General features: G+C 65.3%; 12 protein-coding genes and 1 pseudogene. 2 read left to right on the forward strand and 11 right to left on the reverse strand.

The genetic code is table 11. From position 1 onward, the window contains the following. A pseudogene (locus LDQ05_RS17695) lies at positions 1 to 289 on the forward strand (ISAs1-like element ISMul1 family transposase); the annotation flags it as partial. Positions 290 to 557: 268 nt separating this feature from the next. Here LDQ05_RS17695 and LDQ05_RS17700 read toward each other — a convergent pair. The 11 genes from LDQ05_RS17700 to LDQ05_RS17750 all read right to left on the reverse strand — a co-directional run bounded on the left by LDQ05_RS17700 (position 558) and on the right by LDQ05_RS17750 (position 11179). Beyond that, complete coding sequence (locus tag LDQ05_RS17700; RefSeq protein ID WP_226438264.1) at positions 558 to 1349, reverse strand: hypothetical protein; 792 nt, start codon at positions 1347 to 1349, stop codon at positions 558 to 560. A gap of 388 nt (positions 1350 to 1737) precedes the next feature. Continuing rightward, positions 1738 to 2523, reverse strand: coding sequence for a hypothetical protein (locus LDQ05_RS17705; protein WP_226438265.1), 786 nt, complete (start codon positions 2521 to 2523; stop codon positions 1738 to 1740). Beyond that, the gene (locus LDQ05_RS17710; RefSeq protein ID WP_226438266.1) at positions 2520 to 4784 is read right to left on the reverse strand and encodes a TPR repeat domain-containing protein; all 2265 of its coding nucleotides are present in this window, start codon (positions 4782 to 4784) and stop codon (positions 2520 to 2522) included. The genes LDQ05_RS17705 and LDQ05_RS17710 overlap by 4 nt, the downstream gene beginning before the upstream one ends. Then, complete coding sequence (locus LDQ05_RS17715; RefSeq protein WP_226438267.1) at positions 4781 to 5125, reverse strand: hypothetical protein; 345 nt, start codon at positions 5123 to 5125, stop codon at positions 4781 to 4783. The genes LDQ05_RS17710 and LDQ05_RS17715 overlap by 4 nt, the downstream gene beginning before the upstream one ends. Before the next feature lie 287 nt (positions 5126 to 5412). Continuing rightward, the gene (locus LDQ05_RS17720; protein WP_226438268.1) at positions 5413 to 6198 is read right to left on the reverse strand and encodes a hypothetical protein; all 786 of its coding nucleotides are present in this window, start codon (positions 6196 to 6198) and stop codon (positions 5413 to 5415) included. 302 nt (positions 6199 to 6500) lie between these two features. Next, positions 6501 to 7238 carry an SDR family NAD(P)-dependent oxidoreductase gene (locus LDQ05_RS17725; protein WP_226438269.1) on the reverse strand — a complete coding sequence of 246 codons (738 nt, stop codon included), beginning with the start codon at positions 7236 to 7238 and terminating at the stop codon, positions 6501 to 6503. Further along, positions 7235 to 8266, reverse strand: a complete 1032-nt coding sequence (locus LDQ05_RS17730) for a phosphotransferase family protein (RefSeq protein ID WP_226438270.1) — start codon at positions 8264 to 8266, stop codon at positions 7235 to 7237. The genes LDQ05_RS17725 and LDQ05_RS17730 overlap by 4 nt, the downstream gene beginning before the upstream one ends. Beyond that, positions 8263 to 9480, reverse strand: a complete 1218-nt coding sequence (locus LDQ05_RS17735) for an acyl-CoA dehydrogenase family protein (RefSeq protein WP_226438271.1) — start codon at positions 9478 to 9480, stop codon at positions 8263 to 8265. Before LDQ05_RS17735 ends, LDQ05_RS17730 begins: the two co-directional genes overlap by 4 nt. Positions 9481 to 9586: 106 nt before the next feature. Continuing rightward, positions 9587 to 10213 (reverse strand): TetR/AcrR family transcriptional regulator, encoded by a 627-nt coding sequence (locus tag LDQ05_RS17740; RefSeq protein ID WP_226438272.1) that lies wholly within the window; start codon positions 10211 to 10213, stop codon positions 9587 to 9589. A gap of 44 nt (positions 10214 to 10257) precedes the next feature. Further along, the gene (locus tag LDQ05_RS17745) at positions 10258 to 10650 is read right to left on the reverse strand and encodes a DUF5313 family protein (protein ID WP_226438273.1); all 393 of its coding nucleotides are present in this window, start codon (positions 10648 to 10650) and stop codon (positions 10258 to 10260) included. Positions 10651 to 10699: 49 nt separating this feature from the next. Further along, positions 10700 to 11179 (reverse strand): MarR family winged helix-turn-helix transcriptional regulator, encoded by a 480-nt coding sequence (locus tag LDQ05_RS17750; RefSeq protein ID WP_226438274.1) that lies wholly within the window; start codon positions 11177 to 11179, stop codon positions 10700 to 10702. 167 nt (positions 11180 to 11346) lie between these two features. On the opposite strand from LDQ05_RS17750, the gene LDQ05_RS17755 reads away from it, so the two are divergent. After that, entirely contained in the window at positions 11347 to 11790 is a 444-nt protein-coding gene (locus tag LDQ05_RS17755; protein ID WP_226438275.1) for an SRPBCC family protein, read from the forward strand. Positions 11791 to 11821: the final 31 nt, after the last annotated feature.

The raw sequence follows: 11821 nt of genomic DNA on the forward strand, positions 1-11821 counted from the left end.
GCCGGGACTGCTCACCCGCATCCGCGGCCTGCCGTGGGAGCTGGTGCCGGTGGTGTGGTCCGACCCGCCCGAGCGTGGCCACGGCCGCGAGGAACAGCGCAGCTACAAGATCGTCACCGCCTCCCGTGGCCTGCGGTTTCCCTATGTCCGACAAGCGATCCAGATCACCCGACATCGGCGCCTGATCGGCTCGGAAGCCTGGAGTGTCGAGGTGGTGTATGCGATCTGCTCATTGCCGTGCGAGCAGGCACCGCCGAAGCTGCCGGCATCGTGGATTCGTGGTCACTGACACATCGAGAACAAGGTCCACTATGCGCGGGATGTGACGTTCGACTGGGGGCACCTCCCGCTTGCGGGGGCGGACCGTTCGACCATCCGTACCGATCATGGTCCGCAGGTGATGGCGACGCTGGGGAATGTGGCGGTCGGTCTTCATCGTCGGGCTGGGGAGTCGAACATCGCGCGGGCATGCCGGCGGCTGGCCGCTGCTCCTCATCGTGCAGTCGACCTGGTCTTGAGTGCATGAAACCACAGGTCACAACGTTGGAGGTCAACAACTACGGCACCCTGGGTTGGGACGGCCCGATCCATTCGGGAAACTGGGGCGCAACCGGCACAGCCGCAACATCACCCACTGGGGTATAGGTGTAGTTGTCGAAGACCTTGACAGTATCGGGATGCCGACTCAACCACCACTGCGTGCACGCAGGATGCGGGATATTCTCGCGGGGATTCTGACCCCCGGTCCGTAGACGGGTGATCTTCCAACTGCCGTACACATTCCAGTCCGGGACACGGTGGACGCCCGGATCGACGGACTGCGGATCCAAGTCGGGCAACCCGGGCAGGCCCGGACTATCGGTCGTGTTCTGCAAGGTGACAACCCACGCGTGCCCGTGGCGACCCCGAGCCTCGGAGGGGACCGCCAGAGTTCGATCGTCGCAGACCTCCGCCGTGATTTCCTCAGCCGTTACCGTGATATCGGCGATGTGGTACCAGTACGTTGATGGTGAAATAGGGCCTCGGCCGGGGTTTCCTTTGGATACGATCCCGGTGATATCGGCAATGCTGAAATCAGGATATCCGAGCGCTTCCACGTAACCCGGGTATGACTCGTACACTCCGTAGAACGACGCGTGACGCCCACCTTCGATTGCCGCCCGGACGAGTTCGGATCCTCGATCGAACAGGTCTATGTGGGGCTCGGCCGACCACGAACTCGTATACGGAATGGCCTCGACAACCGATTCGTCGGGCTTCTCCGCGTCGTCGGAATAATCATCGGTGGCACATGCCGTCACCGGCAACAGAAGGATTGCAACCAGTATCAGCAGTGGGCGTTGCATCACTGCCGAACCGTCCTGTATGCATCTGCGAGTGCCGTCTCGTGACCGTCATCGCTTCCGACGTTCGAGATCACCTCACGTATGGCAGATTCCATGCCAGATCTGAATTCGTCCTGCGCCATGCGCCCCCCTGATTCGGCTGGGGCAGAACGGTAGCAAACAGGATCGGACGTGTCACCATGCTCCCGCAGTCCGTGGGGGTTCCCGCTGTCGCTTGCCAAGCTGATGGAACCACCCTATCGCCAGAGGGCAGAGACCACCGTGCATGCGGACGTGACGATCGTGGTCTCTCATGCCGGTCCTCGCGACACTCGAAACGGTCGGACCGGAGCCGCACGTAGGTATCGCTCCGGCATGTGCCGCCGAACCGGTGCGAAACCTCCCATCGGAGTCACTGCGGTTGGGACGGCCCGATCCATTCGGGAAACTGGGGTGCAACCGGCACAGCCGCAGCATCACCCACTGGAGCATAAGTGTAGTTGTCGAAGACCTTGACAGTATCGGGATGCCGACTCAACCACCACTGCGTGCACGCAGGATGCGGGATATTCTCGCGGGGATTCTGACCCCCGGTCCGTAGACGGGTGATCTTCCAACTGCCGTACACATTCCAGTCCGGGACACGGTGGACGGCCGGATCGGCGGACTGCGGATCCAAGTCGGGCAACCCGGGCAGGCCCGGACTATCGGTCGTGTTCTGCAAGGTGACAACCCACGCGTGCCCGTGGCGACCCCGAGTCTCGTAGGGTACCGCCTTGGTCATGTCGTCGCAGACCTCCGCCGTGATTTCCTCAGCCGTTACCGCGATATCGGCGATGTGGTACCAATACGTCAGTGGGGTAATTTCGCCGGGTCCAGGGTTTCCTTTGGATACGATCCCGGTGATATCGGCAATGCTGAAATCAGGATATCCGAGCGCTTCCACGTAACCCGGGTATGACTCGTACACTCCGTAGAACGACGCGTGACGCCCACCTTCGATTGCCGCCCGGACGAGTTCGGATCCTCGATCGAACAGGTCTATGTGGGGCTCGGCCGACCACGAACTCGTATACGGAATGGCCTCGACAACCGATTCCTCGGGCTTCTCCGCGTCGTCGGAATAATCATCGGCGGCACATGCCGTCACCGGCAACAGAAGGATTGCAACCAGTACCAGCAGTGGGCGTCGCATCACTGCCGAACCGCCCTGTATGCATCTGCGAGTGCCGTCTCGTGACCGTCATCGCTTCCGACGTTCGCGAACACCTCACGTACAGCGGCCTCCATCTTGGACCTATCTTCCTTTTCGGAATCTCCAGGTAGAAGTTCTGCAAAGTTCATCAAGTCGCCATTATCATCGAACAGTATTTCGGCATATTTCACCCGAAGTTCTTCTGGGATGTCACTCATCGCAGCCAGCGCTATGTAATGCTGATATTCCGGTACAATTTCGTCGATGACTGCGGTTTTCGCCGACTCGGGCGGCGGCCCGATAACTGCGTCTTGCAGCGGGTTTCCTCCAGCGGAAATCGTATCGAAAACGATGTCACTTCCCGGAATTATGTGTCCGCCCATCCATGTGATCGCGTTGTAGGCGTTCGCCTTCCGGTCATAGACGGCTCGGTCCCGCGCATAGTCGTCGTTGTAGTCGTCCTGGATCGCATGCTCGATCCCCTCGTCGAGGATGCCGAGTAGACGCCCGGCATCGCTGAGGTGCCGTGTGGACAGCGCCACATCAGGATTCTCGCCGTATCGAATCTCAGCCGCTGCAATCTCAGCGAGCACCTGTCGGCTGAAGTAGGTTCCCGCAGCCTCGTCCGTGTTCATCGTTGCGAACACATTGACCGAGCCACGGTAGGTGTTGTTGTTCGATGGGTCTGTCCACCCCTCGATGTCGAACCCCGGACGGTCCTCCAATTCGATGCTGACCAGCCGCGGAATGTAGGGCGTCATACTGTGCGCCACGGTCCGGACAAGATCAGGATTGACCTCCCCGATCGACCTGTGGTCGGTGCCCGGAATGTTGGACAGGCGGGTCCATGCATCATCACTGCTCATCGCCTCCGCAACGGCCGACATCACCCGACCACTACGAGTCGCTTCGGCCACATCGGCGGGATCAGCAGGATCTTGAACCACACTCTCCCACTCATCGAACGCGAACATCGGCATCACCGCGGATTCGTCCGACCACTCATGTGTCAGCACATCGTGGATGAAGTCGCCGCCGTGCTCCCCGGTGACCACCTGCTCGACCACCACATGATCATCGGAAATCGCAGCGAAGATCGGTTCGAGATATCCGGCCTCCGGACCTTTGCCGTCGACCATGAAGAACCCACGCTCGGACACCGGGACCTGTTCCCGAGCAACCTCGACACCGAGATACTCCCGCCCGGCCTCGAGGAGCCCCCTGTCGAGTGCACTACCAACGCGGAACTCGGAATCGCCCGCCGCAACAATCTGCGCGACCGCCTGGGTGTCGGCCACACCATGCAGTTCGGTGACGGAAAACAGTCGACCGTGAACTTCGGTCCAGCTGTACACCACACGATCCTCACGCGACAGCGTCTCGCGTATTCCGTCGGGAAGCAGCTCGACACCGCCGTGTGCGGGAACGTTGAACCCGGACACCGTGGCGACGGTGACGGTATCGGTGGAGATCAGCTGCAACGAGTTCGCAAGACCGGCACGGGCAGGCGCAGGCAACGTCGACATCAGGTCGGTGAGCTCCTGCGGGCTCATCCCGTCCAATGAACGGGCGAGAGTGTTGAGATACTCCATCTGAGATGCGGGAATCTCGGCCGGAAGTCCTGCACGGACCTGCGCGAGCTGATCGTCGGTGAGCGTGCCGGCTGCAGCGATGCGGTGCAGGGTTTCGGCATCGACAGTGCCGGCCGCGAGATCCCTGCCGTCCGCGTGGGCCTGTACATCGCCGAGTGCCGCGGCAGAGGTGAAGGCGAGGCGCAGATCGGTGCGTGCATCGTCGAGCTGACGCGACAGTGCGCGATCGGCCTCGGCGGTCGCTGCGGCGTAACGTCGCAGATCATCTTGCAGCCCGGACCGGAGGACTTCCCGTTCGGCGGTGGCGTCGGTGTTCGTGTCCTGAACCTGGAGGTCTTCGGTGACGATGAAACCATTCTCTTCGGCGGTGGCGAGCTGGTTGCGGGCCGCGTCGAGGTTTCCCTGAATGTTCCAGTACCCGACCTCGATGCATGCGGCGGTGGTCTCGAGGGCATCGGCGATATGGCACGCGGTTTTACGGTCGGAGTGCGCGAGATCGCAGGCGGCCTCGGCGGCGGCACCTTCCCAATAGCCGCCGTGCACCTTCACGGTGTAGCCGACGTAGGTGTCGAACAATGCTTCGATGCGTGTGCCGAGATCGAGCCAAGCCCGGTGCCAGGTGAGCAGCGAATGCGGGGTCCAACTCTGGATCTCGGTTTTCGTCGGGCTCACGGGCGCTGCCCGGTGGTCCACTCACCAGCAGCGGACACGAACGTCGCAGCGAGTTGCGCAGCCATGTCGTCGCTGGCGTCCCAGTACTGGACAACACTGTCCCGGAAGATGTCTGCGGTTTCCTCGAAGCGTTCGGTGACAGCATCGACCAAGGCCGTATCGAGGAGGGTGGAGGTGATGTCGAGGACGGTGCGCAGCGACTCCAGGCACAGAGTGGGTGTGCCGAGCCACAACTCGTCCGGTGTGGTTTTCATCACGGAAGCGGTGGTGGCGAGTTCGTCGAGTTTCCCAGCCATCTCCGTCAGCTTGTCAAGATCGACTCTGAGTGCGTCCTGCGCCATGTGCCCCCCTGATTCGGCTGGGGCAGAACGGTAGCAAACAGGATCGGACGTGTCACCATACTCCCGCGGGCACTCATTGTTCCCGCAGGCCGTAGTCGTTCCCGCTGTCGCTTGCCGGGCTGATGGAACCACCCGATCGCCAGAGGGCAGAGACCACCGTGCATGCGGACGTGACGTTCGTGGTCTCTCATGCCGATCACCGGATCACGAACTCACCGGTATCCGTAGGTACCGTACACATTGCTCCGGCATGTGCCGCCGAACCGGTGCGAAACCTCCCATCGGAGTCACCGGGGTTGGGACGGCCCGATCCATTCGGGAAACTGGGGCGCAACCGGCACAGCCGCAACATCACCCACTGGGGTATAGGTGTAGTTGTCGAAGACCTTGACAGTATCGGGATGCCGACTCAACCACCACTGCGTGCACGCCGGATGCGGGATATTCTCGCGGGGATTCTGACCCCCGGTCCGTAGACGGGTGATCTTCCAACTGCCGTACACATTCCAGTCCGGGACACGGTGGACGGCCGGATCGGCGGACTGCGGATCCAAGTCGGGCAACCCGGGCAGGCCCGGACTATCGGTCGTGTTCTGCAAGGTGACAACCCACGCGTGCCCGTGACGACCCCGAGCCTCGGAGGGGACCGCCAGAGTTCGATCGTCGCAGACCTCCGCCGTGATTTCCTCAGCCGTTACCGCGATATCGGCGATGTGGTACCAATACGTCAGTGGGGTAATTTCGCCGGGTCCAGGGTTTCGTTTGGATACGATCCCGGTGATATCGGCAATGCTGAAATCAGGATATCCGAGCGCTTCCACGTAACCCGGGTATGACTCGTACACTCCGTAGAACGACGCGTGACGCCCACCTTCGATTGCCGCCCGGACGAGTTCGGATCCTCGATCGAACAGGTCTATGTGGGGCTCGGCCGACCACGAACTCGTATACGGAATGGCCTCGACAACCGATTCGTCGGGCTTCTCCGCGTCGTCGGAATAATCATCGGCGGCACATGCCGTCACCGGCAACAGAAGGATTGCAACCAGTATCAGCAGTGGGCGTTGCATCACTGCCGAACCGTCCTGTATGCATCTGCGAGTGCCGTCTCGTGACCGTCATCGCTTCCGACGTTCGAGATCACCTCACGTATGGCAGATTCCATGCCAGATCTGAATTCGTCCTGCGCCATGCGCCCCCCTGATTCGGCTGGGGCAGAACGGTAGCAAACAGGATCGGACGTGTCACCATGCTCCCGCGAGCACTCATTGTTCCCGCAGGCCGTAGTCGTTCCCGCTGTCGCTTGCCGGGCTGATGGAACCACCTATCGCCAGAGGGCACGGACCACCGTGGCGCGTGTTGTCGGCGCCGCCGGTCACGCCCCGTACAGCCCGGCTCCCGCACGCGTCAACACCAGCTTCGGCAGCACCGTCCGCGACGACAACCGCAGCAGGGTGTCGACGATTTCGACGATGTCGTCGACCGGGATCATCGTCTCGGCGGGGATGCGGTCCTTGATCCACCCCGACATGTCCGTGTCGACGTGCCCCGGTGCGATGGCCGTGGCGGAGACACCGTTGCCGGATTCCTCGGCGTCGAGGGTTTCGACGAGGGAGATCAACGCCGCCTTCGTCGCGCCGTACGCGGCCAGACCGGCCTCGGCGTACACACCGGTGATCGACGACAACGCCACGATCTTCGCGCCGCGCGCCGGGTCGGCCGCCGCGGCGGCACGCAGCAGCGGGAGCGCTGCCTGCAGCACCGCGACGGGTGCGGTGAGGTTGACGGCAACGGTCTTGTCGAATCGCCGGGCGGGCAGCTCCGCGATGGGCCCGGCGGTGCCGACACCGGCGTTGAGGATCAGTGCCCGCATCGTCCCGAACTCGGCCTCGTGTCCGCCGACCAGCGCCTCCGGCGTGGCGGGGTCGGCGAGATCCGCCGCGACGACGTGCACGTCGGCGGCGCCCTCGCGGCGTAGGTGCCCGGCGATCTCCCCGAGGCGGTTCGCGTCGCGCGCGGTGACGGTCAGTGCGTAGCCGAGTTGCGCGAGTCGTGTCGCGATTCCCAGCCCGATCCCGCGGGAGGCGCCGGTGACGAGCGCGCTGTCGGTCACGAGGCGGCTCCGTCGATCGCGGCCAGTCCGGCGGCGACGAGGACGGGAACCGCTTCGGCGGCTTTGTCGAAGCCGTCGCCGACGGTCGCGCCGACCCGCCACCGATGGTTGATGCCCTCGGAGATGACGGCGAGCTTGAAGTTCGCCAGCGCCAGGTAGAAGTCGCGGTGTGGGACGTCGCGGCCCGTCACCGTGGCGTAACGCTGCACGAGGTCGTCGGCGGACGGCAGTCGCGGGCTGGTCCAGGCGGCGTCGAACCCGAGGACGTCGTCGAGCGCCGCATTGCGGTACACGCACATCAACGCGAGATCGGTGTTCGGGTCGCCGAGTGTCGACAGTTCCCAGTCCACCACGGCCGCAACCCTCCCCGTGTCGGTCGGGTCGAGGATGGTGTTGTCGATGCGGTAGTCGCCGTGCACGATCGTCGGCGCCGGCGATTCGGGGATCGACTCCGCGAGCCTCGCGTGGAGGCGCTCGAGGTCGGGCAGTTCGCGGGTCCTGACGCGTTCCCACTGGCTCGCCCACAGTTTCACCTGGCGGGCGACGTATCCGTCGGGGCGGCCGAACCCGCCGAGCCCGGCCGCCACGTAGTCGACGTCGTGCAGGCCGCCGAGCACACGGACGAGTTCGCCGATGCACGCGTCGATCTCGTCGTCCGACAGGGCATCGAGGTCGCTGCGGCTGCGCACCACCCGGCCCTCGACGTGTTCGACGACGGTGAACGGCGCCCCCATCACCGCGTTGTCCTCGCACAGCGCGACCGGACGTGCCACCGGTACACCGGAATCGACGAGTGCCGAGGTGATGCGGTACTCGCGGGCCACGTCGTGCGCAGACGGTGTGAGGCCGGCGGTCGGTGGGCGACGCAGCACCCAGCGGGACGTGTCGTCGACGATCCCGTAGGTGAGGTTCGATTTGCCGCCGGAGATCAGGTGCGCGCGCAGTTCACCGTCGACCACGATCCCGGAGTCGACGAGGAACCGGTGCAGTGCAGGCAGATCCAGACCTTCGTGGTGCACGGTGGTCATGCCGTCTCCTCCTTCGCGGCTGCGGCGCGCCGGGCAGCACCGACGGCGCGTTTGGCGATGGCCCACCGGTGCACCTCGGAGGGGCCGTCGTAGATCCGGAACGGACGCACCTCCCGCGACAGTCGCGCGAGCGGAAGGTCCTCGGAGACACCGAGTCCACCGCACATCTGCACCGACCGGTCGACGATGCGGAAGATCGCTTCGGCGGCGAAGGTCTTCGCAATCGAGGTGGCGTTCGACGCCTTGGAGCCGTCGTCGAGTTCCCAGCACGCCTGCAGCAGCAGAGCGCGGGTGGCGGCGATGTCGATCTCGTTGTCGGCGACCATCTTCTGGATCATGCCGAGATCGCCGAGCCGGGAGCCGAATCCGTCCCGTCGTGCGACGTATCCGAGTGCGACGTCGTGACCGCGGCGTGCGGCACCGAGCCAGCGCATGACGTGGGTCATGCGGGCCGGTCCGAGGCGCACCTGCGCGTACGCGAAGCCCTGGTCGACCTCGCCGAGGACGGCGTCGTCGGGGACGAACAGGTCGTCGAAGCGCACCTCGCAGTGACCGCCGATCATCGATCGGTCGAGGGTGCCGATGTGCCGGCCGACCGACAGTCCGTCCGTGTCGGCGGGGGTGAGGAACATGGTGGCGCCGCCGCGCTGCCCGGGTTCACCGGAGGTGCGGGCCATGATGATGAAGAAGCCGGCTCCGTCGGCGCCGGTGATGAAGTGCTTGAGCCCGTTGATCTTCCATCCGCCGGAGACTTTCTCGGCGCGGGTGCGCAGGGCGTTGGGGTCGGCGCCGGCGCCGGGTGCCGGTTCGGTCATCGCGAACGCGGAGCGGCAGTCTCCCGCGGCCAGGGGTGCGAGGTACCGCCGCTTCTGGTCGTCACTCGCGATGTGCGCGAGCATGTGGACGTTGCCTTCGTCGGGTGCGGCGATGTTCAGTGCGGTCGGCCCGAACAGGGAGTAGCCGGCGGCTTCGAAGACGGGGGCGCGGTCGGCCATGCCGAGTCCGTGTCCGCCGTATTCGACGGGAGCGTGCGGCGCGAAGACGCCTGCCTCCTTGGCGGCCTTCTGGAGCGCGACGCGAAGGTCGTCACCACCGGCAACGGCGATGTCGCCGCCGTGGGCGTCCTCGACGGGCAACACGTGGTCGCGGATGAAGTCCTCGGTCCTGGCGACCAGGTCACGCACCTGATCCGAGTGGGACAGGTCGATGGGCATGGCAGTCTCCTTCCGGACCGACCGATCGATCGCTCGGTCGCGGCTACGGTGGCACAGCCCACCCATCCCGTCAACCCCCGGGGCGACGGGATGCGGCCGGATGCACCTACACCGCGCCGACCGCGCGGCGTGCGATCGCCCGGTAGCGCTCGACGATCTCGTCGGGGTCGAGCGGCCCGTCGGGTCGATACCAGGTGGCGACGCCGATGCACATCGTCGCGACGGCACGGCCGGCATCCCGTGGGTGGGGAGTGGCGAACGCCCCCGCCGCCACGCCGGACTCGATGATGCCGTCGATCATCCGCTGCTGTTCGTCGCGCAGGGCGACGTACGCGCGCCTGCTGGGCTCGTCCATGCTGCGGATCTCGGTGGACGCCACGAACGCCTGGTCGCGGCGGAACATGTGGAAGCGCAGGAGCGATTCGACGACCGCGTCGAACTTCTCGGACGGTGTGGGGCCGGCCTCCTCGACGGCGCGCCGGCTGCGGTCGAGCAGATCCCGCATCACGGCTGTCGTCAGCGACACCAACAGCGCGTGCTTCGACGGGTAGTGGTGGTAGAGCCCCGGCACCGACAGGTCGGCCCGCGAAGCGATCTCCCGGATCGAGGTGCCGTCGTACCCGCGTTCCGCAAACGCTTCGAGCGCCGCCACCAGCGGCTTCGGCAGCGAAACCGGCCCGTAGTCCCGCCACGAGCCGCGTGCGGTGGGTGCGGAGCGCTCTGCCGGATTCATGCCCTCACCGTATCGACCCGCCCGCGACGTCCGGGCGCGGACGCTCAGGCCAGGCGGCCGTGCCGACGCTCGTAGTCCTCGCGCACGCGGTCCGCGCGGGCGCGCTCCTCGGCACCGAGCAGTGCGGGGTCGAAGCCGTGCTGCTGGAGCCGATGCCGCTGCCAGATCGGCATCAACGCCACCGAGAAATACGTCCAGGGCAGCAGCAACAGCAGCATCATCATGATCGGAATCCACACCGATGACGCCGGAATCAGGAGGAGCAGCAGCAACGGCGGAATCAGCGGCAGGTTCCAGCGCAGGAGGAATCGACGCTTGCCGCCGGGGCCGAGGACGTCGTGACGGACCCACTCGCGCATCGAGTCGGGCAGGGTCCGACCGAACACGTAGCCCACGAACTGGGCGGGGCTTGGGCGGGCGGAATCGGTGGAGGTCATCGAACTGTTCTTTCGTCGGGTGCGGGGACGGCGGGTGCGGGCGGGAACGTCAGTCGTCGGGTTGCACGGCGTGGGCGGCGAGCGAGTTCAGGCGCGTCAACGTCACGTGCAGGTCCTGGAGTTCGGCGAGGGAGAGGCCGAGGCGGTCGACGACGGTGCCCGGCACCCGCTCGGCGTCGGCACGCAGCGCGCGTCCCCGCTCGGTGAGTTCGACGACCAACTGCCGCTCGTCGACGTGGCTGCGCGAGCGCGTGATCAACCCCGATGCCTCGAGTCTCTTCAGCAGCGGCGAGAGGGTGGGCGAATCCAGGTAGAGGGAACGCCCGATATCCTTGACCGACAACGGTTCCCTCTCCCACAGCACCAGCATCACCAGGTACTGCGGATGCGTGAGACCCAGGGGTTCGAGGATGGGCCGGTAGACCGACAGCACCGCGCGGTTGGCGATCGCGAGGGCGAAGCAGACCTGCCGGTCGAGCGCCAACGGATCGTCGGATGCTGGGGTCGAAGCGACGTCGCCGGCGGTCATGCGCCCATCCTAACCGAATAGATAGCGCATTACTCAATCGTGCACGCCCCGTTTCCGAGCCGCGACCCCGGCCACGTCTCGGTATCGAAACCGCCCGCATCGCCCCCTGCCGGCAGGTAACAGCTACCCTCCGTAACAGAAACATGTTCCAGGAAGGGTTCGGCAGCATGATCCACGTTCGTCACAGCGCCGTCGCGGCTGTCCCCGTCGACGTCGCGTTCGACTACATCGACGACCACCGCACCGTGCCCGAATGGATGTTCGGCGTGACCCGCTTCGACCCCATCGGCGACCGCACCCACGGCCTCGGCGCGGTGTACGACGTCACCATGCGCATCGGTCCGAAGGATCTCGAATCCCGCGTCGAGATCGTCGAGTGGGAACGCGACCGCAGCATCGTCCTGTCGTCCGTGTCGGGGTTCCGCACCTCCTCGTCGTGGCGCTTCACCACCGTCGACGACGAGCAGACCCGGCTCGACGTCGACTTCGCCTACGGCCTGCCCGGCGGGCTCGCGGGACTCGCGCTCGGCAAACTCGTCGAGCCCGTCGTCGGCACCGCCGTCCGCCAGACCGAGCAGGCCCTGCGGGACCGGCTCGGCCGACTCGCGTGAGCCCGCCCCGGTCCGAGTCACCGACTCGGAC

Origin of the sequence: Rhodococcus yananensis (assembly GCF_020515525.1) — a bacterium.
Classification (GTDB): Bacteria; Actinomycetota; Actinomycetes; order Mycobacteriales; family Mycobacteriaceae; genus Rhodococcus; species Rhodococcus yananensis.